20 protein-coding genes are annotated in these 23322 nt (G+C 44.0%); 7 read left to right on the top strand and 13 right to left on the bottom strand.

Annotated elements, in window-relative coordinates; translation table 11 throughout:
- The first annotated feature begins 68 nt into the window (after window positions 1–68).
- Window positions 69–1349, top strand: a complete 1281-nt coding sequence (locus vsple_RS08205; RefSeq protein ID WP_261881706.1) for an iron-containing alcohol dehydrogenase — start codon at window positions 69–71, stop codon at window positions 1347–1349.
- Window positions 1350–1583: 234 nt separating this feature from the next.
- On the opposite strand, the gene vsple_RS08200 is transcribed toward vsple_RS08205, so the two are convergent.
- The 5 genes from vsple_RS08200 to vsple_RS08180 form a co-directional block, all read right to left on the bottom strand.
- Window positions 1584–2438 carry a MurR/RpiR family transcriptional regulator gene (locus tag vsple_RS08200; protein ID WP_032548710.1) on the bottom strand — a complete coding sequence of 285 codons (855 nt, stop codon included), beginning with the start codon at window positions 2436–2438 and terminating at the stop codon, window positions 1584–1586.
- 369 nt (window positions 2439–2807) lie between these two features.
- On the bottom strand, window positions 2808–4451 hold the full coding sequence (gene panP / locus vsple_RS08195; RefSeq protein WP_261881705.1) for a pyridoxal-dependent aspartate 1-decarboxylase PanP: 1644 nt from the start codon (window positions 4449–4451) through the stop codon (window positions 2808–2810).
- A 133-nt stretch (window positions 4452–4584) separates the two neighbouring features.
- Window positions 4585–5112 carry a hypothetical protein gene (locus tag vsple_RS08190; RefSeq protein WP_261881704.1) on the bottom strand — a complete coding sequence of 176 codons (528 nt, stop codon included), beginning with the start codon at window positions 5110–5112 and terminating at the stop codon, window positions 4585–4587.
- Between the two features lie 207 nt (window positions 5113–5319).
- On the bottom strand, window positions 5320–6225 hold the full coding sequence (locus vsple_RS08185) for a LysO family transporter (RefSeq protein WP_261881703.1): 906 nt from the start codon (window positions 6223–6225) through the stop codon (window positions 5320–5322).
- A 34-nt stretch (window positions 6226–6259) separates the two neighbouring features.
- Window positions 6260–7180, bottom strand: a complete 921-nt coding sequence (locus vsple_RS08180) for an HDOD domain-containing protein (protein WP_261881702.1) — start codon at window positions 7178–7180, stop codon at window positions 6260–6262.
- A gap of 364 nt (window positions 7181–7544) precedes the next feature.
- On the opposite strand from vsple_RS08180, the gene vsple_RS08175 reads away from it, so the two are divergent.
- A complete protein-coding gene (locus tag vsple_RS08175; protein WP_255230544.1) occupies window positions 7545–8126 on the top strand; it encodes a TfoX/Sxy family DNA transformation protein in 582 nt (193 codons plus the stop codon).
- A gap of 282 nt (window positions 8127–8408) precedes the next feature.
- Here vsple_RS08175 and vsple_RS08170 read toward each other — a convergent pair whose 3' ends face one another.
- The 3 genes from vsple_RS08170 to vsple_RS08160 form a co-directional block, all read right to left on the bottom strand.
- Window positions 8409–8951 carry a hypothetical protein gene (locus tag vsple_RS08170; protein WP_255230545.1) on the bottom strand — a complete coding sequence of 181 codons (543 nt, stop codon included), beginning with the start codon at window positions 8949–8951 and terminating at the stop codon, window positions 8409–8411.
- Window positions 8952–9138: 187 nt separating this feature from the next.
- Window positions 9139–9636, bottom strand: coding sequence for a response regulator (locus tag vsple_RS08165; RefSeq protein ID WP_255230546.1), 498 nt, complete (start codon window positions 9634–9636; stop codon window positions 9139–9141).
- Window positions 9629–11572 carry an ATP-binding protein gene (locus tag vsple_RS08160; RefSeq protein WP_261881701.1) on the bottom strand — a complete coding sequence of 648 codons (1944 nt, stop codon included), beginning with the start codon at window positions 11570–11572 and terminating at the stop codon, window positions 9629–9631. The genes vsple_RS08165 and vsple_RS08160 overlap by 8 nt, the downstream gene beginning before the upstream one ends.
- A 185-nt stretch (window positions 11573–11757) precedes the next feature.
- On the opposite strand from vsple_RS08160, the gene vsple_RS08155 reads away from it, so the two are divergent.
- Window positions 11758–13020, top strand: a complete 1263-nt coding sequence (locus tag vsple_RS08155) for a YdgA family protein (RefSeq protein WP_261881700.1) — start codon at window positions 11758–11760, stop codon at window positions 13018–13020.
- A gap of 209 nt (window positions 13021–13229) precedes the next feature.
- The gene (serC, locus tag vsple_RS08150; RefSeq protein ID WP_261881699.1) at window positions 13230–14324 is read left to right on the top strand and encodes a 3-phosphoserine/phosphohydroxythreonine transaminase; all 1095 of its coding nucleotides are present in this window, start codon (window positions 13230–13232) and stop codon (window positions 14322–14324) included.
- Between the two features lie 102 nt (window positions 14325–14426).
- Here the strand turns inward: serC and vsple_RS08145 are convergent, their stop codons facing one another.
- Both vsple_RS08145 and vsple_RS08140 read right to left on the bottom strand, forming a co-directional pair.
- Window positions 14427–15143: a 3'-5' exonuclease gene (locus vsple_RS08145; RefSeq protein ID WP_261881698.1), complete on the bottom strand. Its 717-nt coding sequence runs from the start codon at window positions 15141–15143 to the stop codon at window positions 14427–14429.
- 5 nt (window positions 15144–15148) lie between these two features.
- The gene (locus tag vsple_RS08140; RefSeq protein WP_261881697.1) at window positions 15149–17038 is read right to left on the bottom strand and encodes a DUF294 nucleotidyltransferase-like domain-containing protein; all 1890 of its coding nucleotides are present in this window, start codon (window positions 17036–17038) and stop codon (window positions 15149–15151) included.
- Between the two features lie 206 nt (window positions 17039–17244).
- Here vsple_RS08140 and vsple_RS08135 point away from each other — a divergent pair, with 206 nt between their 5' ends.
- A complete protein-coding gene (locus tag vsple_RS08135; protein WP_261883152.1) occupies window positions 17245–17829 on the top strand; it encodes a porin family protein in 585 nt (194 codons plus the stop codon).
- 106 nt (window positions 17830–17935) lie between these two features.
- Here the strand turns inward: vsple_RS08135 and vsple_RS08130 are convergent, their stop codons facing one another.
- The 3 genes from vsple_RS08130 to vsple_RS08120 form a co-directional block, all read right to left on the bottom strand.
- On the bottom strand, window positions 17936–19126 hold the full coding sequence (locus tag vsple_RS08130; protein WP_261881696.1) for an amino acid aminotransferase: 1191 nt from the start codon (window positions 19124–19126) through the stop codon (window positions 17936–17938).
- A gap of 202 nt (window positions 19127–19328) precedes the next feature.
- A complete protein-coding gene (locus tag vsple_RS08125) occupies window positions 19329–20831 on the bottom strand; it encodes an HD-GYP domain-containing protein (RefSeq protein ID WP_261881695.1) in 1503 nt (500 codons plus the stop codon).
- A gap of 250 nt (window positions 20832–21081) precedes the next feature.
- Window positions 21082–21381: a hypothetical protein gene (locus vsple_RS08120; RefSeq protein ID WP_255230555.1), complete on the bottom strand. Its 300-nt coding sequence runs from the start codon at window positions 21379–21381 to the stop codon at window positions 21082–21084.
- 211 nt (window positions 21382–21592) lie between these two features.
- On the opposite strand from vsple_RS08120, the gene vsple_RS08115 reads away from it, so the two are divergent.
- Together vsple_RS08115 and vsple_RS08110 are read left to right on the top strand one after the other, a co-directional pair.
- Window positions 21593–22999 (top strand): aminotransferase-like domain-containing protein, encoded by a 1407-nt coding sequence (locus vsple_RS08115; RefSeq protein WP_261881694.1) that lies wholly within the window; start codon window positions 21593–21595, stop codon window positions 22997–22999.
- A gap of 107 nt (window positions 23000–23106) precedes the next feature.
- On the top strand, window positions 23107–23313 hold the full coding sequence (locus tag vsple_RS08110) for a hypothetical protein (RefSeq protein ID WP_261881693.1): 207 nt from the start codon (window positions 23107–23109) through the stop codon (window positions 23311–23313).
- The last annotated feature ends 9 nt before the right edge of the window (window positions 23314–23322 follow it).

The following is a 23322-nucleotide window of genomic DNA, read 5'->3' as shown; positions in this document are numbered from 1 at the left end:
CCGCATTTTAGCAAACCGCAACAACAAAGAGTTCGTAGTATTGTTTGGTCATAGGCGCAGGAGGCACCATGTTTCAATTTATGACATCTACAAAGATCATCTTTGGTGAAGGAGCACTGACGTCTTCACTGTCTCAGTTTAATCAGTATGGTTACAGTGTGTTATTGGTAACTGGGAGTAATCTAGAAAGAACCACAATTGTTACCGAATATCTCGACGCACAAAATATGCGCTATCAGCATATCGCAGTATCTGGGGAGCCAAATATAACTATGGTTGAAGAGGCTGCCACTTCGGCACGCCGATTTAAGCCCGACATGGTGATTGCGATGGGTGGTGGTAGTGCCATTGATATGGGGAAAGCGTTGGCGGCGATTCTGCCGAATCAGGGGAATGTGTACGACTACGTAGAAGTCGTGGGGCGTAATGTGCCTTTGAAGACGAAGCCGTTACCTTTCATTGCGATTCCAACCACGGCAAGCACCGGTGCTGAAGTCACCAAAAATGCGGTACTTAAGTCTGGGCAAGATAAGGTTAAAATCAGTTTACGCAGCCCTGATATGCTTGCAGACGTGGCTATTATCGACCCAACGCTTACCTATGGTACGAGCCTGTATCTGTCCGGCAGAGGAGCAATGGACGCGTTCACTCATTTAATGGAAGCTTATGTCTGTGGAGAGCCGAATCCGTTAACGGATATGATTTGTGAAGAAGGGCTAAGAAAGCTCAGTGCTTCTGTGGTGAAAGCGTGCGTTGAAGATAACCCTCAAGCACGTTCTGATCTGGCATTTGCATCGATGCTAGGTGGTATGGCAATTACCAACGCAAAACTTGGTGCGGCTCATGGCTTAGCGTCGGCATTAGGCGGAAAGATACATGCGCCACATAGTATTATTACTGGTCGTTTAGCGCCTTTGGTCATGCTAGAGAATATCGAGGTCGCAAGAGAGCAGGGTCGTGACGATATCTTGGCTCGCTATCAACGTATCGCTGCAATCGTAACAGGCGACGAGAATGCAATTGAGGAGCAGTCAGTCAGTTGGCTTTCAGAGCTACTCGACACACTTGAAATACCAAGTCTTATTCAATTTGGGGTCTGTAAAACACCGTTTGAAGATGTTGCTGAGGATGCGATGAAGTCGGTCGCGATCAAGGGTAACCCACTGCCACTCAACAAGGCGCGGCTGGTGCATATCTTAGAGAAAGTGTGTCGTGACTGCAGTTGTGATTCTTCGCAGCTTCAGCAGACAAGTTTCCCTGAAAACGGAGCGGAATCGAGTTTTACGATTATTAACTCCTACGCTTCACAAAACAGCATCGTGGAAAAGGGCAACAGCTGGACGATATAATACCAATCGTAGTAAATAACTGATCATCCTAGCTTGTTAAAACGCTTGATAACTGCGTTAGAATTTTTGATTGTAGAATAACTACTTACCAAAAAATTCTGCCTTGTTCTTAAGCCTTTTCCCGGCGCTATTTTTGACCACTTATTTACTGTGATTGGTATAAGAGAACAATCAGTTTGAGTAAACAAAAACGGAGCCGTGCGGCTCCGTTTTTCTAATTTGTCTACATTCAGTTTAGAACTGAGAGTATTTCTCGTAGCGTGAATCACGTAGTGACTCTTTAACGCGTTTTAGATTTTCGCGGAAACCAGTGCCACGACGCAGCGTGAAGCCAGTAGCCAGAACATCAATAACCGTCATTTGTACTACGCGACTTGCCATTGGCATGTAAACGTCAGTATCTTCAGGCACATCCAATGAAATAGACAGTGAGCTTGCCTTATCCAATGGGGAGTCTTTAGCTGTGATGGCAATCACCGTTGCACCATTTTCACGAGCTAAGTTCGCAATTTCAACTTGGCTCTTAGTACGGCCTGTGTGTGAAATCAGAACGATAACATCGTTGTCACTACAGTTAATGCAGCTCATGCGTTGCATCACGATGTCTTCAAAACAGGTGATTGGGATGTTGAAACGGATGAACTTGTTTTGAGCATCTCTAGCCACAGACGAAGACGCACCCAAACCAAAGAATGAAATACGCTTAGCTTGCGTTAGCAGGTCAACCGCGCGGTTGACTTGCATTGAATCTAGGCTATTTTTCGCCACATCCAGACACGCCATTGTCGATTCAAAAATCTTATGCGTGTAAGCATCTGGTCCATCATCTTCTTCAACGTTACGGTTCACATAAGGTGTTCCGTTTGCCAAGCTCTGAGCTAGGTGCAATTTGAAGTCAGGGAAGCCTTTCGTATCTAAACGACGGCAGAAGCGGTTAACAGTAGGCTCACTCACATCGGCCATTTTTGCCAATGTAGCGATACTAGAATGAATAGCAGTTTGAGGGGAAGCCATAATGACTTCAGCGACTTTACGCTCAGACTTACTGAAATTTTCCAGGTTTTTTTGTATTTTTTCTAATGTATTCATAGTGTTCACGAGGGTATAGAGAACAACTTGCTAGTTAATATCTGCTTACCCGGGGAGTGGCTGAAACAAATAGCAGGCAGAGTTATCAATCAATAACAAGTTACAATGACAATGCTCTTTAGTACTGCCGTTTCAAATAGATATATATTTAACTAGCACCATAGGATAAGTATAAACCTAACACACTATTTACTAATACAAAAACACGGGATGAATGCTTCAGAATATGACAAACCTCAACAAAATTTTAGAAAACTACAAAACTGGAAGAGGATTTGAGTAAAAAAAGTGCAAATAGGCGTTGAAATGACGTGTTAGTTACATCAAAAAGAAATAAATTTTCAATCTGATGCAACTAAATTTGAATAACTATGAGTGAATCTTACTGACTAGTGTTGCGATCTTACCCATTAAGTTCGGAGCTAGCTTAGCAATTTCGCGCTGCTCCTCTAACACAGAGGTTAAGATCTCAGTACCCGTTAGCGGGTTAGCCAGCACTACACGGAATACGATGATGTGTTGGTGTGACCAAGCTTCAGGGTTAAGGCGCGTACGAGATACGAAAGACTTACCTGTTTCACGCTGCTTCTTCTGAATGAATTTCGTCAGTTCGTTGAGCAGTTCGTTAAGTTCTGTGCGGTCAGCGTCATTCGCTTTTTCGAGCGCTAGTTTAACGCTTTCAGGCACATAACGGTAAGTCAGAAGGCACAATTCAGGTTCAGAAACGAGCTCGAAGTCACTTTGTTGTTTAATAAGGTCTGCAAAATAGCGTGCTTTATTAATGCTTTGGTCGATCAATAGTTCGTAACCTGGACGACTAATGATATGCATCGCTGCGTATACAAGCATTGCCATTCCAGAGCGAGAACCCTCTAATGTATGGCTTCCTAGATCCTTTGAGCCTTTACGTAGGATGTACTGAGCATGGTGTTCAATGGCTGTCATAGCGTCAGGCTTTTTGAACAGCACCATACCCGCACCCATAGGGATGTAGAGCTGTTTATGCGCATCAATCGTTACTGAATCTGCCAGTTCAATACCATCTAACAAATGACGATGATTGTTCGACATAAGTGTTGCACCACCCCAAGCGGCATCTACATGGAAGTGACACGCTTCTTCGGCACAAATTTCAGCCATTCTCTTCAGTGGGTCAATGTTGCCGGTTTCGGTTGTACCCGCAACACCGATTACTGCGAACGGCTTGATGTTTTTGCTTTTGAGTTCGGTGATCTTACGTTTCAGATCTTCGGTACAGATCTTGTTGTCGTTGTTTGTTTTTACAGAAACAAGACCTTCTTGACCGATACCCAGTACGTCCGCTGCTTTTTTCAGGGAGTAGTGGCCGCGCTCAGAAACCAAAATCGCTAGGCCTTCATAGCCGTAGTGCTTCATCGCCTTGAACAGGCCTTCTTTCTCAACGCCCTTAAACTCGCCTTGTGCCTTAAGTGCATTGTTACGTGCAACCCAAAGAGCGGTGATATTGGCAATTGTGCCACCAGAGCAGAAAGCGCCTAGTGAATGGTTAGCACTGTGCATCCAACGAGAGTAGAAAGCATCATCTTGCTGATAGATAAGACGGTGCAGCATTCCCAATACTTGACGTTCAAGTGGTGTAAATGCTTTCGAGGTTTCGATTTTTACCAAGTTCTGGTTAAGCGCAATCATGATCTTTGACAGCGGCATCAAAAAGTACGGCAGAGCCGAGGTCATATGACCAATAAAGCTTGGCGCAGATGTATGAACTGAGTGAGAAACGAGTGAGTCGAGTAGGTGCTCGGTATGTTCAGAAACAAACTCAGGCTGCTCCGGGATAGAAGCATTGGAAAAATCCTTCTCAATCTCTCGAAGCGGCTTCTCTTCAGCCACGATATGCTCTCGTAGAAATTGATTCAGGTTTTGTGACAGTTTGTCTTCGATTTGTGTAAGTGTTGAGTCTGGACCTTCCGGTACTGTGAAGATACGCAGTAGGCTATCAAAGCTTACATCTGCTGTTTTTTGTTCCGTAACCATAGCAAGCGAGTTATTTTTCTAATATTGACGCGAGCGGGACAATCTAAACGAAAACGGGCACAAAGTCCCGTCTTAATTATGAAATCCCACTTCCCATAAACGTAACTTTTTAGAAGGAGTCACGTTTATGCCGCTATTTACACTGAGTATTTTCTACTTTAGCGATAGATTGGTTGTAACGCTGCAGGGCTGTATCGATCTGTTTCGGGTGGCTTAACAGCTCTGCAAATGCAGAACGCAGCTCGTAGTTTTGAGCGTGTGGCTTAGATTGACGATCATCAAAGGTTGTTTTTGCGATTTTGCCTAGCTCATCGTCACGCTGTGATAGCGCTTTGATGTCATACTGTTCCAGCTTTAGCCAACCTTCAACAGATTGCTCGGTAGCGACTTTGCTTGAATCGTTAACTAGGTAGTAGCGAACAGCTGCTCGGTTTAACTCGAAGTGGTGCTTACGGCCTTCAAGGAACCACTGGCTTACTTCTTCAAGCTCTGGGTATTGAGCTGCAGTTAGGTCTGCAAGATCGGCATACCAATTTAGAGAGGCGTCGATGTACGCATCGTATTTTTCAGCAAGACATTGTTGGTTTCCAGTTAGGCTCTCTGCTGCAAAAGAGAAAGTAGAAGTTGATGCTAGCAGTAGTGCGACACAAAGGCGTTTCATAGTGGTTCCTTTTTGGGTTTATTCTTTTTAGAACTGATTTTTATGTAGAACTATGTCTTCACAGATTACCGTGATTAGTATTTGTTGAGCAACGACACTTAGTGTCTTTTTATTTCGGTAACTGTTTCAGGATCTTGGGCAATCTTAAAGTCTCGAGTACAAAGACACCGACGCATTCTAATGGAAAATAGGGGCCATTCCTGCGATCTAGTTAGCAAGAGATACAAAGAATAGCATCAATACCGGCACTAAGAGACTCAAAATGAAACCGCTGACAATCGCAATAGGCACACAACGCACACCACCGGTTGTCTGTATAACAGGAAGGGTGAAATCCATCGCTGTCGCGCCTGCGTACCCAATTGAAGTGCAAGGGTAACTTCGTATCAACATCGGAATCACGACCAGAGCGACCAATTCACGTAGTAACTCCAGCATAAAAGAGGCGCCGCCATAAACGGGACCAAAAGCGTCACCCATCAAAATCCCTGCTAAAGAATACCAACCGAAACCGGATGACATTGCGAGAGCCCGAAATAAAGGGATATCTAACAGGTAGGCTGCCATCACGCCGCCCAACATAGAGGAGATGATAATGGTGGCAGCGATCACCATGCCGTGCTTATTTAATAGGATTTGGCGTAGTGTTAGACCACTGTTTCGAAGTTGAATACCAATAAAGAACAGCAGTGCGAACAGAATCCACTCGCTCGCGGTGTCTACCCAGGTCAAGCCGATTGGTAGTAGTAGACCTGCGATAAGACCCGTGCCCACAACAAGGATCAACTTGGCCGATTCCAGCGCCATAGAAGAGAGTGGCAGTTTCTTCTGACTACTGTCTGTTTTAAGTGGAAGGGCCTTATCAATTAAAGGTAACGCAAGTAGATTGCACGCGCTTAGGCAGACGAAGAATGTTGCAGTGTAGAGCAAGATCGTTTGTAGGTTGCTGCCTAGGTTATCGAGCGCAGCAAGGCTCAACCCCATTAACCCCAGAATGACGTATATTAGAGAAGACGTTGCACGGTTGATCGTTTCTAGCGTCTTTTCATTTGAAATAGAAAATAGGTAACCCACCACAAGTGGGGCAAAAATGAAGATCATCCCTGTAAACATGATTCCCTCGATGCTGACTTAGCGGTCTATCACCTTATAAACCGCTGGCACTGATAACGTCGTTAAGCTGTCCGTGGAACTCATTGTCATTTAAGTTGCTGAGTTGATAGAGAACTTCAGCTCCAGTAACGTTAAGTTCGACTTCGTGAGAGTCGATGTTTTCATCATTGTTTCTAAACATCAAGAGATGATTAGCAATTCGTGCAATATCGAGGTAGGAAACGTCTTTCTCACTGTTTATTGAGGACTTATTTGAAGATACATCAATAAAATCACGGTCGAACCCCCACTGCTTTAAGACCAATTGACTGGTTGCAGAGCACTGGGTTTGGAAAATTTGCAGGGCGATGTCTTGGTCGAGGTAATTACCTTTCTCTAAATAGTAGTGATATTCGCTGACCAGACAGAATAGACCGATGTCAGCAAGTAAGCCGACCAATAGGGCTTTTTCCTGCTCTAGGTAGTTGTATTCTTGTGGTTCATACTCTTTGAATTGATTGGTGACCAATACCATAGTTGCACCAAGCTCTTTTGAAATCGATGCGCTTTGTCTTAATAGCTGATTGCAATCTTGGCTGAGGTTGATGTTGTGTTTCAGTTGCTCAATCGCTTGAGCCGTCACAATGTCACGAACCCGCAAAATACCAAGACGAGAAACAGCAGTCATGATATCGACACAAGTAATGTTGCGGCGGTTGAACACCACGGAATTGGCAACACGAATCACAATGGCGGTTAAACCGGGATCCTCGAGCAAACATTTTGCTACATCAGCAATTCCTGTCGATTCGAGAGTACAAAGTTTCTGAATTTTCAAAACCACATCTGGGATGGGAGGTAAGTTGATTTTACCAGAGGAAATAGAACTGCTAACCAATTGTGCGAACTCGGTTTCAAGTCCCTTGAGTAGAAGTGCTTTGTTCTCAGGAAGCCAATAAAAGGATAAATGATTCATATAAAGAGGATAAATGACAATATCTACTCATTTTACAAGCCGCAGTGATGCCGTGCAATAGTACAAAAACAGAAATCAGTTTTAGCTAAAAACAACTAAACCTGAACCGGGATAACACTAGGCGTCAAAATAAAAGCGCCAAATAATGGCGTAGTGTGATATGAATCATGAATTTTTTTGATGTTCAATGAATTGCTGTGAGCTAAGTCCAGACTTAATTTTTGTTTCGAAGTATGATTTATTTTAAAGGTGGAAGACAAACCATAATATTCACCTATATTTAGAACATTTTATTTTCGCATACAAAAAGCTGCTTATCTGGTGATCGTACTAATCGGGGTAATAAGATTAAGGATCAATGGATATGACTGAGACAGCATTTATTAACTACGTAAGTAAGTTTGGTGAGCACCAAAAACGTTCAATGTTTGGAGGTACTGGCCTCTTCCAGAGCGATGCGATGTTTGCATTGATCAGCGAAGGTTGTTTATTTATTCGCGGTGGTGAGTCATTAGATGAAAAATTGACGGCTCTAGACTGTGAAAAATATCGCCATGTCAAAAAGCAAACGACAGCCACTGTAAATTACTACGATATTACCGATCTGTTTACCTGCGAGCACCCTGATCTGGATAGCATTATTCGAACTTCTATCGATAATTCAGTTCAGCAACGCAGTTTCAAAAAATCAACCGCCAGTCGCCGTTTACGCGACCTACCTAACATGCAACTCACGTTAGAGCGTATGGTTAAGAAAGCGGGTGTTGAAGATGTCTCTATGTTCATGCAGTTAGGCGCACCTGAAGTTTTCAATAAGGTTCGTGAAACTTACGGCAATGATGTTGACTTAAAGCTACTTTGGAAGTTTGCCGGTGCCATTGATGGTATTCACTGGAAACTGCTTCAAGAGCCTCGCAAACAACAGCTATTAAAGAGCTGCCACTAGAATCCTCCTATATGTTCCAGATTATTCAATATAAATAAAAACCGAGGATTATATCCTCGGTTTTTGTTTATCTATTTAATCGCTTACTTATACCAATCGTAGTAAATAACTGATCATCCTAGCTTGTTAAAACGCTTGATAACTGCGTTAGAATTTTTGATTGTAGAATAACTACTTACCAAAAAATTCTGCCTTGTTCTTAAGCCTTTTCCCGGCGCTATTTTTGACCACTTATTTACTGTGATTGGTATTAGCTCACTTTAACTGAAGCCAAAAAACGTCTTAGAACTTGAAGCGAGTCGTGAACATAACCTGTTCGCCGTAGAAGTCGTTGATTCGCGCTTCAGCACCAATGGAGAATAGCTCTGTAGAGTGGAAACGAGCGTAAACAGAACCAATCCAATCGTCGTTGTCATCGATAGATACGTAACCCGCTTTACCACCAACCTCAAGTTGTGGGCCTAACCATTGACGAATACCTAGGTTGATCTCCATACCTAGATCTGTAGAGCTAGAGTCTTCTGGCTGTACGATACGCATTAGCATTTCACCCGTAAGGTCTGCCCAGTTGTTGATTGGAGAGTGGAAGCCAAGACCAACACCAGAGTCGAAATCGCCTTCGAACTCAGAATCGATGCGTGCTACAGCGTGAGCATTTGGGTGGATTGACTTACTGAACGCACCACCGAAAGTAACTGGGCTTGCGCCGATACGAGCTTCAAAGTAATCGTAGCTGAAGTTGCTCATTACTTGTGGTTGGTCATCGGCTGCAAATGCTTGGCTAGATGCCAGAAGCATAGCGGTAGTCAGTAGAATTTTACGCATAACGACAGTAAACCTTTATTAATGTTAATTCCTTATGTTTGCACCCAGTGGCACAAACAATAAATATCGAGACATTCTAGTCTAACTTGTAGAAAAGTAATCCTTTTAAATGCCAATCATTTGTCATTTAGCTAAAAAATAAGCAAATTGAGTGCCATTGTGCAACTTTGATTGTTCAATTTGCTATCTACTCACCAAAACTGGTGCGCTTATTTGCCATAGTTGTAAGAATTCTTTCTGTATCGAGGATCGACGTCCACTGCAACAGATTGTCGTCTTCTTGAATAACATAATCGGTGAGTTGTTGAATAATGGTGGCTCTGAGTTCGTCTCCACGCCAAGGTTTCGAGATATAGAAGTCAAGGGCAGCGTTGTTAATTGCAGTCACGGTGTCTTCTAAACCCGCTTGCCCAGTCAAAAGAAGCTTACGAGTGGGTTGAGTTGAAGGCTGCTGGTTCAATTCAATCAGGAAATCGATGCCGGTTTTGTCTGGCATGATATGATCGCAGAGTATCAGCGCCAATTTTATGCCGTCTTGCTGCATATCTTTGATCACCTCTTTTGCCTCGTAAACCGACTCTGCGCCTTCAATCGCAAAATCGTCTTCAAATGGCGCAAGGTCTTGAAGGACGCTATTGAGCACTTCTGGCTCGTCATCAACACATAGAATTAGGTACTTATTCATTTGAGGCTCCTTGTGAATCGAGAGGCAGCCATACCTGCATCGAGGTATAGCAGTCTGGCTCTGAATCAACAGTAATGAATCCGCTGTGCGCAGTCACAATTTGTTGAGAAATAGAGAGTCCAATTCCTAGACCGAAGTTTCCCTCCTTCTTAGTCGTGAAATTGGGGTTAAAAATGGTTTCAAGATTGGCAGAGTCGATACCATGCCCGTTGTCTTTTATCTCGACAACCCAATAAGTTTGTTGATTGCGTTGCTTCTGAGAGGTTGTGATCTCAATCGTACCGCGCTCGGGCAGGGCATCTAAAGCATTAGACAAGAGATTGGTCCAGACCTGCTGCAACGCCAATGGTTGGCAAAGCAGTCGAGGTAGGCTGCTATCGTAGTGTTTTTCAACGTTATGAACTTTCAACCTATTTTCAAAAATCACTAAGGTATCTTCGAGCCCTTCGTGAAGGTCAGCATGTAACTTGGCTTCGTCGTCTTGCCTTGCATAACCTTTAAGGCTTTTGACCATATCCGCAATTCGTTTACTGCAAACCTGGATTGAGCGAATAGAATTTCCGACCAAATGGTAGTGTTCTAGATCGTTAAGTAGCTCTTTGGCAGCAACCGGAGAGTGCTTCAGTGTCTCAATCACCTGTGGCTGATCGGTTAGGTTCAGTTTTACCGCTTTTTTCGCCATTGCCCGGTCACTAATTGTTGAGGTGAGAGCTTTGACTAAGTCCCTCTCTTGAGCTGTAGAAAGTGGTTTAGATTGTTTCGCCGTGGCGAGCACTTGAGTGGTCAATGGTGAATTCGGTAGGGTTGAATTTAATAGAATCGAGTCAAGATTATCAGCAAGCGTTTCGATGCTGCGCAGTATCGCCGCAATCGGGTTGTTCAACTCATGAGCAACACCTGCGACGAGTTGTCCAAGCATCGCCATCTTCTCTTTCTCAATCAGTTGCTGGTGGGCAGATTCGAGTGATTCTAATGTCTCTTGCAGGCGAAGCTTAGTGGTAATGCTGCGTTGCAGGCGGCGGTTAAAATGGCGCAGTAGTAGATTGGTGAACAGTGGTAATAGGGCGCTGTTTGAATGCATCACTTGCGAGAAAACATCTCGATCTAGCTTAATAACATGAGTTGGCGTTAGCGTAATTGCTGTAGAAAAAGAGGGCTCACCAGTCACAAACGACATGCCGCCAACAATGTTCCCTTTGGTGTGTCTCACCACTTCACGTTGCTGACCTAGCTCATCCTTTTTATATAGAGCCACTTCTCCATCAGTAATAAACCATAGGAAGCGGTTGTCTTCTCCCTCTTTGGTCAACAAGTGATCGGGAGAGTAGATGCGAATTGCTTTGGTTTTATCATCTTGGGAGAAGAAGTCTTGCAGTGCGTTGATCACTTTTTCTGCCAGAGCAGTATCGGAGAGCTGATGAAAGTCGTGAATAAAGCCAGACTGGAATGAACGTATTTTCTGTTCGATATGAGCGCGTAAGATTCGCTGCTGGTCCAGTACTTGGCTATAAGTGAGTAAGTCGTCAGCCGCATATTTGATGATAAAAGAGGTGAGCTCTTTTTGAGCAGATTTGAACAGCACTTGATCGGGAACAGGTTTGGTCAAGCAGTGATTTAAACGTCCTTCATTAACCGCGGTTAAGATAATTTGAATATCTGACGATGCGCTAACCAAAATCGTGCGCGCCGTATTAGTATGTGGCAACTGCTCGAGTTCGATAAGGAATTGCACACCATCGAACTGAGCGTGATGGTGGGTAATCACCAATGCGACGGTTTGGTGGTTGTCGTGAATGTCCTGCAGAGCCTGATGCGCTTCGTCGAGATTTTCGGCAGTATAAATATCAAACGTCGCTGAAAATGGTGCGAGCTCACTGCGAATCCGCTCAATACTAATTGGATTATTATCTAAACAAATAACAGCGTATTGGTTCACGTGTTTCCCTCTATAGCTTCCCTACACCTAGAGTATCAATATGTGTCAGTAAAGGATGAGAGCTAGTTGGTAATTTGTTGAGCTGATTGAAGTATTCTGCAATAGACTGATTTAACGCAATGTTTCCTGAATGCTATTGTTAGGTTAGACTGAGTATTACAAACGATCGTAATTAAAGAGAACACATGGAACAGCTTAGAAAAATTGGTGCCATTGGTGGCGCTATTTCATTAGCACTCTGTTGGCCACTTGCCGTTGGTCAGATTGGGCAGAATGCGATTACAGATGGTATCGCAACATTAAACAGTTCTAGCATTCAGGCTGAAATTGTTGATTATGACCGCGGTTACCTCTCATCCAATGTAAAAACACGCATTACGATTATCGATGAGAGCTTAAAAGAGCAGTTAACCATTGATGGTTTGCCAACCGAATATGTTGTTAACAGTGACGTTAGTCATGGTTTGATTAGCCTTGATGCGTTATCGACTCTGGAAGATCAACCGAATCTACCACTGACTCTAACTACGAACACTGAACTGAATGGCAACACCAGCTTTAATCTCGAGCTGAGCCAGCTGAACCATCAGGGTAGCGCTGAGAACCAAACTTCAGTGTCTATTACTAAGTCGACAGTATCTGGTCATGCAACCGTACTGGGACAGATTGACTACAAACTTGATATTCCGTCTATTCAGATTGATTTTCCATCTGGTGAAGAGATGACGCTATCAAACCTGCAAGGTGTAGGTGAAGGTAAGCAGGCGAAAGGCTACTGGTTGGGTACTCAAAACTTTACTATTGGGTCGTTTGCCTTAACCGATATGCAAATGAAACCTTATGTGTCAATTCAAAACTCTCAGTACGACTTTGAATCGCATCTTGATGAAGCAACGAAACGCCTGCGCAGCAATCTGAAACTGAACATTGCATCGATTCAAACCAGCGATGGTGAGGTGAACAACCTTAATGTTGATTTTGAGATGGATAAGCTAGACAGCCAATCTTTTGAGAAAGTGTTTGAGATCTATCAATCGAACCCAGTACTCACTCAGGAAGATATTGCGCAGATCATTCCTTACATTGATACCCTGTTCGCAAAAGGTTTCGATCTTTCGATGAAGAATATCTCGTTGGATTTGGGCGAGGGTGAGTTTCATTCTAAGTGGCTAGTCAGTGTTCCAGAAGGTACAGAAAACATCAGTAGCGATCCAAGCCTTATTATTCCAGCCCTGAAGGGGGATATTAGTTCAAGCTTCTCTAATGAACTGGTACAAGAGTACCCGTTTATTCAAGAGGGCATTGATGAGTTGATCGTAATGGAGATGATTGAGCAAACAGAAACAGGTTACGAAATTCACGCTGCACTAGAAAATGGAAATTTAGTCTTTGAAAACGGACAAGAAATTCCATTAATTGCGTTATTAATGCCAGCTTTAATGCAGTAAATTGAAGCACAATCATCGTGAACACGTCTATTAGCTAGCTAAAGCTCGGGTTTTTAATCGATACACAACAAAAGAGGTCTGTAGACCTCTTTTGTTGCTTTTTATGTTGGGTAAAACGTGGTATTACTTGCATAGTTATATCGATTTACAGTTATTTGATCTAACGTGACATCGAGCCACAGTTATTATGAGCAGGAGCATCACCCCCCATGGAAAACACTTTAGATAACGTTTTTAATTTCAGTGCAGGTCCAGCAGCATTACCAAAGCCAGTAATGAAGCAAGCGCAAGCGGATTTTATTGACTGGAATGGCCTAGGCACATCCGTGATGGAAATTAGCCATCGCAGCAAAGAGTTTATTCAAGTCGCGGATGAGTCGGAGCAAGACTTACGTGATCTTCTGAACATCCCAGACAACTACAAAGTTCTATTTTGTCAGGGCGGTGCGCGCGCTCAATTTGCAGCAGTTCCACTAAACCTACTGGGTGACAAAACTAAAGCGACTTACGTTGATGCGGGTTACTGGGCTGAGAGTGCAGTAAAAGAGGCGAGCAAATACGCAGAGATTGACGTGTTCAACGCTAAGACAACTGTCGATGGCAAAGCAGCCGTTGTTGCAGCAAGTGAGTGGAAAATCGATCCAGAAGCGGCTTACGTTCACTTTTGTCCGAATGAGACTATCGATGGTATCGAAATCAACGAGCTGCCTGTAACGGACAAGCCAATTGTTGCGGACATGTCTTCAAATATTCTTTCTCGTAAAATTGACGTATCAAAATACGGTGTGATTTACGCGGGTGCGCAGAAGAACATTGGCCCAGCGGGTATCTGCATTGTGATTGTTCGTGACGACCTTCTAGATCTGGCAAACTCAGTGTTACCAAGCATCTTGAACTACAAGGTACTGGCTGAGAAAGATTCTATGTTCAATACTCCACCGACGTTTGCTTGGTACTTGTCTGGCCTAGTATTTAAGTGGTTGAAATCAGAAGGTGGTGTAGAAGCAGTTGAGCAAGTGAACCAAGAGAAAGCTCAGCTTCTTTACAACGCAATTGATGAATCAGACTTCTATCGTAACGACGTTCACCCAGTAAACCGTTCTCGTATGAACGTACCTTTCCAATTGGCTAAGCCAGAGCTTGACGGTAAGTTCTTGGAGCTTGCTGATAAAGCGGGTCTTAAGTCGCTAAAAGGTCACCGAGCAGTAGGTGGGATGCGTGCGTCTCTCTACAATGCGATGACGCTTGAGGGTGTGCAAGCATTGGTGAACTTTATGAAAGAGTTCGAGAAAGAAAACGCATAGCGTCAAACAAACGAAGCTTATCATTAAGGGTGTCAAAGTATGACACCCTTTTTAGTTTGGCTTTCTTGATGGTTGATGGATTGACTAAAACCGATTAGTGAATCACAACCAGAACTCTTTCAGCGGTCTACTTGCATCGTAATGGTGTGCAATCTGTGCTTGGAGTAGCTCTGCTGTCGCAATGGCATCCGTTAACGCATGGTGTGGTGTGTAGTCAGGTAAGTGATAGCGACGACGGCTTTGTCCTAATCTGACTGAGCCGGGCTTCTTGCCTTTTAACTTGTTCCAAAAGCCGCCAGCGAGCTTATGCTGCACTTGTGACTCAATTTCCAATGTATCTAATACTGGAAACTCAATGCCTTCATTAAGGCGTGAGCGCAGCGCATTATCTAAGAAGTTACGTTCTATGCGTCTATAGTGGACAACCGGGATATGTCCAGCCATCGCTTTTAAGATTTCATCGAGTACTTCGTTTAAATCTGGAGCATCCAGGATGTCGTTGTGAGTGATGCCATGAATCACCACAGACTCTTCTTCCAGTTTTTGTCTGGGTCTTAGCGTCCAATGACGCGCTTGTTTTAGATAGATACGGTTAAGTGTAAACGGGACTAAGCCGATGGTAATAATGCCATCTTTAGATGGATTGAGGCCAGTGGTCTCAAAGTCCAATGCTAAGAAGGTCACTTCAGATATGGGAGTGTCAGCCGCAGGTAACGGTTTACTGTAGTACTCTTTGAGACGCTCATCTTTAACACGCTCGAGCTTCTGGGCAAATTTGAAATGCCAATCTACAGCGGGTGACTTAAATATTCTCGTCATCGTCTCTACTTAAATTTGTTGTTGGCTTGGTAACGGAACTTGAGGAAGTTCTGCGCGTTACTGAGAATCTGAAATGCATCTTTTAAGTTGCGACGTTCAAAGTCCGACAGATTCTCGGGCTCTATGTTGTTATCCGGCTCGATGTTGTTGTCAACGTCCAGAGCTTGATGTCGAATACGAACCATAGAGATAAACTCCATCGCATCTTTCAGGTCTTGAGCTCGTCCTTTAGGTAAGATACCGGCGTCAATGATGTCGTCGAGGCGCTCAAAGGAGTTCTTAGAGCGTGATGCGACCGCAAGAGAGTGCACACGGATCAAGTCGGCCAGTGGCGCAGTACCGCGTCGTTTCAAATTGATAGAGTTATTATGACGGCCATCTTTTTCCATCACGAAGTCTTTAAAAAAGCCAAGTGGTGGGGTGCGGTTGAGTGCATTACGAGCTAAACATGCTAAGAATCGGTTGTTCTTGCGCGAGCGGCGTACAATGAAGCTATTGAGTTGTTCAGCCCATTTTAGGCGGCCATAGACACCGTCAAGGTCGAAGAATATTGAGGCGTTTAGCAGCGCTTTCGGGTTCGGGTTATCAATCCAATCTGCGAAGCACTCTTCCCACTCAGTGCGTGTCATTCGCCAAGTTGGATTGGTCGCCATGATGTCGCCTGTACAGTAGCTGTAACCACACTGATTTAAGCCGTCGCAAATGAACTTAGAGAAGGCTTCAAAGTAAGCGCCATGTTTGGCTTCATCGTATGAGTCATCAAGAATAATGGCGTTATCTTGGTCGGTCACAAGGAGTTGTTCATCGCGACCCATAGATCCTAAAGCAAGGAAGCAATATGGAATTGGCGCGTTGCCTAGCGTCTCTTCAGCAAGCTCAATAATACGTTGCTTAAAGCTTCGGCCAATCACTGACATTGCGCTGCCCACCATATGAGCATTCGCATCTTCGTTTACAAGGCGTACAAAGCTATCTTTAACTTGCTCTGACAATACTTTGAGATCCTCAATGCTTTGTTGCTGGAAGATACTGCTTACCAATAAGAGAGAGTTTTGCGATTCGTAGCGAACAATATCTGTCGCTTCGATAATGCCTATTGGTTTTTTATCTTTGAGTACAGGTAGGTGATGTACGTTGTAGCGTAGCATCGTCAACATAGCTTCGTAGACATAAGCGTTGTGGTCGAGAGAGATAACCTCAGGAGTCATCACGCTTGAGACCTCATCTGATGGATCAAGCCCTTCAGCAAGAACACGAGTACATAAATCTCGGTCAGTAATGATACCGATTACAGGCGTTGAATCATCTTCATCATCTTCTACGATGTCTGAGTCAATAATCAGCAACGAAGAGACGTTGTCTTCCGCCATCATAGTCGCCGCTTGTTGAATGGTGCGCGTTTTTTCGATCATCGGTGCATCGCTAGTCAGTAGCGTCTTCACTTTTGAAGTAGTGAGATCGTTAGCGTCGCTGTTGTTTGAGATGGCTTGACGTAAACGCGCGTTATCTTCTACTTCAACAAAATCGGCAAATGAGTCGTAATTGTCATAAAGCTCTTGAAAAATGGATTCTGGGATGCAGTAAAGAAGGGTGTCTTCGATCGCTTTAACTGGGAAACGTACCTTGTTATTAGTCAGTAGGCCCATCTGACCAAACAGATCACCTTGGTCTAAACGGTTATAGAGTTCTCCTTTTCGTCTGTAGACTTCGACCTCACCACTGCGAACCACATATAAGTCGTGGATTTGGTCGCCGAAGTGAATAATCGGTGTGTCTTGACGATAATAGGAAATTTCCACGCTACTCGTGACTTTGGCGAGTATATCTTCCGGTAATTCGCTAAAGGGAGGGTATTGTGCGAGGAAGTTTTGAATCTCTAATAACTCAGCATCCATAGTGTTCATCCGTAAGTTAATATGAATTCATGGTACATCATTTGATAATAATTTGCCGCGACAAATCATTCTGTGAGGTAAAACCTTTTTAAAGTCTGATGGATAGACTAACCTTTGATAAAAATAAGACAGTGTTAAGGAAGGGTTAAATGTCGATATGGAAGCTGGGCTTAGTCTCTGTATGTGCTGCTTTCTCTTTCGAGGGTATGGCCCAAGATAATGAGTCAAAAGATCTCGATTTTAATTATGTTACCGCCTCGGTTTATTCCGGCAGTCTCAACGCAGATGCTGGCGGCAACAACAACGCCTCTGTGTTTGGGCTGGGTGTCAGTTATGAGTTGACGGATAAGTGGTTGCTTGTTGGCGACTATACCGCGCGCTTTATTCACCCCGATGAGAGTACGACTCGAATTGATACTCTGATGGGTGGCGCCGGTTACCGTTTTAACATCCGCAAAGATCTCGATATCGTGGCATCCTATCTATTGGGTGTGACCAAGGGTGAAGTTGAGCTGAATTCAAATAACCAGACGCTTGAGTCGGACACCGAGTTTATCCACGGTGGTAAGCTCGACTTAAACTATGGTTTTGCAAAGCGATGGGTTGCTAACGGCAGTATTCAAGCAAATCGAAGTGAACTGTTTGATGAAGAGATTTATCACTTAGGTTTACGCTATAAGATCACGTCTAAGTTCTCTATTGAGGGGGTGTATCAGCACCGAAACGGTGATAGTGATAACGGTGGTGAACGAACTAACGAGCTAGGTTTGGCGTTTAGATTAGAGTACTAACGCTTTTGATAAGTTTCTAAAATAGCAGTTAACGTAGTTAAAATCGTCGAAGTGACAAAAAGCCAGCATGTACGCTGGCTTTTCCGGTGTTTGAAAGGGTGAAAGCTTAAAGTACTGCAGCGATGCCTTTACATAGCGGTAGCATGTTTGACTTAGTCATACCTGCAACACTGATACGACCAGAGCCGACAATGTAGATAGCAAACTCTTCTTTCAGACGAGTCACTTGCTCTTTAGTTAGACCAGAGAAAGAGAACATACCGTTTTGACGCTCGATGAACGTGAAGTCAGCATCAACACCTTGCTCTTTCAGTGTTGCAACGAACAGTTCACGCATCTCTTGGATACGGTCACGCATTTCAGCGACTTCTGCTTCCCATTCTGCACGCAGTTCAGCATCGCCTAGGATGTGAGTAACAACGGCACTACCGTGCGCTGGTGGGTTAGAGTAGATAGAACGGATGATGCTCTTAACTTGAGAGAATGCCGTGTTTGCAACGTCTGCAGATTCAGCTACTAGCGTGAATGCACCTACACGCTCGTTGTATAGACCAAAGTTCTTAGAGAATGAGCTCGCGACTAGGATCTCTTTGTTGTACTTAGCGAAAGTACGAAGGCCAGCCGCATCTTCTTCAACGCCTTTTGCAAAACCTTGGTAAGCAAAGTCGAATAGTGGAAGAAGCTTCTTCTCAGCAACTAGCTTAGCCAATACTTCCCACTCTTCCGCTGTTGGATCGATACCCGTTGGGTTGTGACAGCAGCCGTGTAAAAGAACGATATCGCCTTCAGACGCTTTCTCTAGGTCAGCAACCATACCTGCGAAGTCTTTGTCTTTAGTCTCAGCGTTGTAGTAGCTATATTGAGCTGTTTCAATACCTGCAGCAGAGAATACGCCATTGTGGTTTGCCCAAGTTGGGTTGCTGATCCAGATCTTTACATCGCCAAGTTGACGTTTAATGAATTCGCCAGCGACACGTAGAGCACCTGTACCACCTGGAGCTTGTGCTGTTTTTGCACGTTGAGCTGTGACGATTTCAGCGTCTGCGCCGAATAGCAGCTTCTGTACTGCTAGGCCGTATTCCGCTGTACCTTCAATTGTTAGGTAAGATTTCGTTTTCTCGTTTTCTAGAAGAGCCGCTTCCGCTTTTTTAACGGTAGCTAGAACTGGCGTTTGGCCATCTTCGTTTTTGTAAATACCAACACCAAGGTTGATTTTTTCTGCACGATCGTCTTTTTTAAACTCTTCAGTCAGGCCAAGAATAGGGTCTGCTGGTGCTGCGAGTACTTTTTCAAACATAATCTTCATCCATGTCAATTGAGAGGGGATAGTATCTAGTGGTATTTATACCTTTATGAAAATTTGAAGACAATATGAATTGAGAAGAAACAGGAAAAAAAATCTATTTCGATGGGAATTATCAGTAAAGTACGAATATATCTAATAAAACACCCTACGGATAAACCAGTAGGGTGTAAGAAATTAGTGTGTTTTACATCAGTTAAACAGCTTGTAAAGTCAAGTTTTCTCGCTCTAACTCGCTGACATCATGCTTACCATCTTTATGCGTTGCGGCAATCTCAACAAATAGATGTTCTACCGCCAAGAAAGCTTCAACAACTTCAGGGTCAAAGTGCTGACCTTTACCTTCAATAATGATGTCTTTGGCCTTATCGTGACTGAAAGCAGGCTTGTATACTCGTTTTGATATCAAGGCATCATAGACGTCAGCCAATGCCATTAGGCGGCCAGAAAGCGGAATGTCTTCGCCCGCTAGTTGATTTGGGTAACCTTGACCGTTCCACTTTTCATGGTGAGTCAGTGATATTTCTTTGGCGACTCTCAGGAATGAGCTGCTGCCTAGCTGACCTTCAGCAATAGACAACGCCTCTGCACCAATCTGTGGGTGTTTTTTCATGATATCGAACTCTTCATCGGTTAACTTACCTGGCTTGAGCAGCACGTTGTCAGGTACGCCGACTTTCCCAACATCATGAAGCGGTGCAGATTTGTAGAGCAGTTCAATGTATTCAGGTGTTAGTAATGCCGAGTGTTTAGGCGATAGGCTCATTTGTTCTGCCAGCGCTTTTACGTACTCTTGTGTGCGTAGAATATGTGCGCCTGTTTCATTGTCACGAGATTCGGCGAGTGCAGACAAGCTGACAATTGCGACATCACGGGTGGTTTTAACTTCTTGTTGGACGGATTGCAGACTATCAAGCATATTGTTGGTCAATGATGCCATTGAGCCAAGTTCATCATGGTTAAAGACAGGGAGTCGAGAATGAATGTTGCCTTTTGTTACTTCAACCAGCGCACATTCATGACTAAGGAGAATCTTCTTAATCAGCTTGCTCCACATTGTCATGATCACCACGGCGTAACCACCTAGAACTAAGGATAAGTAGGCAAACTCTTTCATGATGCTGATTTTACCTGTGCCGTCTAAAATGCGCTCCGGATTGTGTTCGAGCCAAAAGACATCTTTTATCGCAACCATACTTAGCATCAGGGGTAGTGAGGTTAGGAGCACCATCACCAAGCCTAGCAGTTGCTTCACCAAAGATTGGCGCACACCAGTAAGTTGTAGGTTGCTGACACCTCGATTTTGATAGGTATTCATCTGCTTTAGTTTTGAGTCCAGCTCTAAAATGCTGCCGGTAAAAAATCCAAATAACGCCAACCCGAACAAAACCTTCAGGTTACTATCAAGCGTAAATTCATAACTTAGGTTGTAATAGGTCGCGAGTGGGAGACTCATTGCGAAGAATAGGCTGGTATCTAGCTTGATGTATTGCCCCTGTTGGTAAACAGACCAACGAGGAGCAATGATAAAACGAATAACAAACAGAATAGAGAAGATTGTGCTGACGTGAGTGATCGTTTCAATAGCGGTTAATGTCTCTAACATCGGACACACTCGACTGCCATATGTGCCAAAAAGAACACCGGCGAGAACGTAGAGCTTGGCGGTTAGATTGTTATTGTGATGTGACGAATCCATCAATTAATCCTTGTTATTATCCTAGCCTGCTTCCAATGACTTATTAGTAGAACGAGACAGGCTAAAAAATATTTCTTCTAAATGTATTTTGATAATTCTATCGGTGGGCAGGAGCAATTGATATAACAAGGTAAGCGGTTTTATAGAATTGTTAAGTGTAGCGTTTGTCTGGGCGCTGTTTCTATTAGAAGGGCTAGGTTCACTGACCTTGTCTTGCACTCAGCACTTGAGGTCAGTGAACCATTAGCGACTATTTCTTAAGGTGGATCTCAGCTTCAACTGAACCTGTTTCTATTTCTGGGTGTGATGCTAGCTTGTCTGCGGCCCATTGGTTAATGTGCTTTAGGATTGCTGATACTGCGTGTTTCTTAGTGGCCGGTTGATCATCGACGAGATCGAGTTTCTCTTTTGGGTGCGAACCAGTTGCATCTTCAGCAATATGCAGCCAATCAGGATGCCAGTAGTAAGGTTGCCCACTTGGTGTTGTCCAGCTATGGACACCGTTTGATTCACCTTTGTACTCTAAGTTTTCTGCTTCTATCTTTTTCATGATGGTCTCGCATTTTTATTGTGAACATCTGTTTAAGTTTAGAGCGAGATGAATTTCTCGCTATGCATCAAAGCTAGCAGAGCAAGTCATGAGTTCTGTGAAGTTTTTCACACAATTATACAAATGACGTTTAATCAGTAGGATAGATACAATCTAAACCCATGTTAATGCTAGAGTATTGGGTTTATGGATTCTTTAGGTAGTACAACTTATGGCACGTTACGAAGAGCTTGCAAAGGACATTCGCACGCAGATAGCCAATAATACTTGGCGATCTGGCGAGAAGATCCCGTCAGTTCGCATGAGTTGCCGTAACTATAAGGTCAGCAACAGCACGGTTCTTCAGGCGTACCAACTGCTAGAGAGTGAAGGCTGGATCATTGCCAAGCCTCAATCTGGTTACTTTGTCGCGCCTAAAATTGAGAGCTTGGTCTCCTCACCTAAGGTCTCAGAGCCAAAACGTGCGATCAACGATAGGTTGTTCGACTTTTTGACCTCTAGCTCTGCCGAAGGCGTGGTGCCCTTCGGTTCTGCGTTTCCAGATCCAGACCTGTTCCCACTTCCTGTTCTGACAAGGAACCTCGCTAGCGCTGGACGTAAGATGACGGGGGCGAGCGTCATTAATAACCTTCCACCCGGGAGCGAGTCTTTAAGACGTCAAATCGCCCAGCGGTATCTCCAGCAAGGGATTGTCGTTAGTCATCAAGACATCGTGATCACGTCTGGCGCGATGGAGGCTTTAAACCTTAGCCTGCAAACGGTGACCAAACCTGGTGATACAGTGGTGATAGAAGCACCAGCCTTTTATGGCGCGCTACAAGCAGTGGAGAGACTTGGCTTAAATGCAATTGAGGTTGAGGTTTGCCCCAGGGATGGATTGAATATCCCTGCGTTCAAAAAAGCGCTGATTGACCATGATGTCAAAGCGTGTTGGTTAATGACGACATTCCAAAACCCAACCGGTACCTGCCTGTCAGATGAGCGCAAACAAGAAGTGGTAGCCATTGCTCGTGAACATCACGCCTTAATTATTGAAGATGATGTTTATGCTGACCTCTACTACGATAGAGACAAACCTAAACCGTTGAAAGCATACGACACTAATGACTCTGTGCTATTGTGCGGTTCGTATTCTAAGAGCCTATGTCCTGGTTATCGAGTGGGGTGGGTAGTTAATGCTCGTTACCATAACCAGATCCAAAAACAGCAACTTCTATCAACGCTATCGAGTAGCGCTCCGGTACAGCTGGGTGTGGCACACTTTTTAACCCATGAAAGTTACGACAATCATCTGCGTAAGCTGCGCAAGCACCTGCAGGCAAGAAAACAAGAGTTTATCAATGCAGTATTTGAATACTTCCCTAAATCTATAGAAGTAGAAGAGCCGAACGGGGGCTACTTTATATGGATTCGTTTCCCGAGTTCATTTGACAGCCATAAGCTATATAAGCAAGCGATGAGGGAGGGGATTAGTATCGCTTCGGGTGATTTGTTCAGTGAGAGTGATATGGTCTCTCATGCGATTCGACTTAACTTTTCTCATGAACTCACTCAAGAACGCCGCTCTGCGTTGAAAACAGTCGGCCAGCTTGCTCACCAACTGTTGCGCCAGTCATAAACGTCGGTATTAAAAAACTGTACGCCTTGAATCAAGCATAACTGTACGCCTTTCAATAAGATAATCTGTGTTTGAATAACGGTAGACCAAATCTTGGAGAAACCGTTATGTTGAAATCACCTGCTGGAAATGAGATCAAACTTATCTTCGTGGCTATTGTCTGTGCGGCACTGCTGATTTTAGGCCATGTGCTGTTGGCAAAAGCTTTCGCTGATATGGCGTGGACTGAATACACCACAGCTGCTATACCATTTGTTCTGTTTGGTATCTGTGCATTAGCTATCCGCTACGCAGAAAAACAAGATCAAAGCTAAAATGCTAAA

It is taken from the genome of Vibrio pelagius, from assembly GCF_024347575.1.
GTDB lineage: Bacteria > Pseudomonadota > Gammaproteobacteria > Enterobacterales > Vibrionaceae > Vibrio > Vibrio pelagius.
The sequence above is the reverse complement of the archived record's forward strand: the minus strand, read 5'-3'. Positions and strand labels throughout refer to the sequence as shown.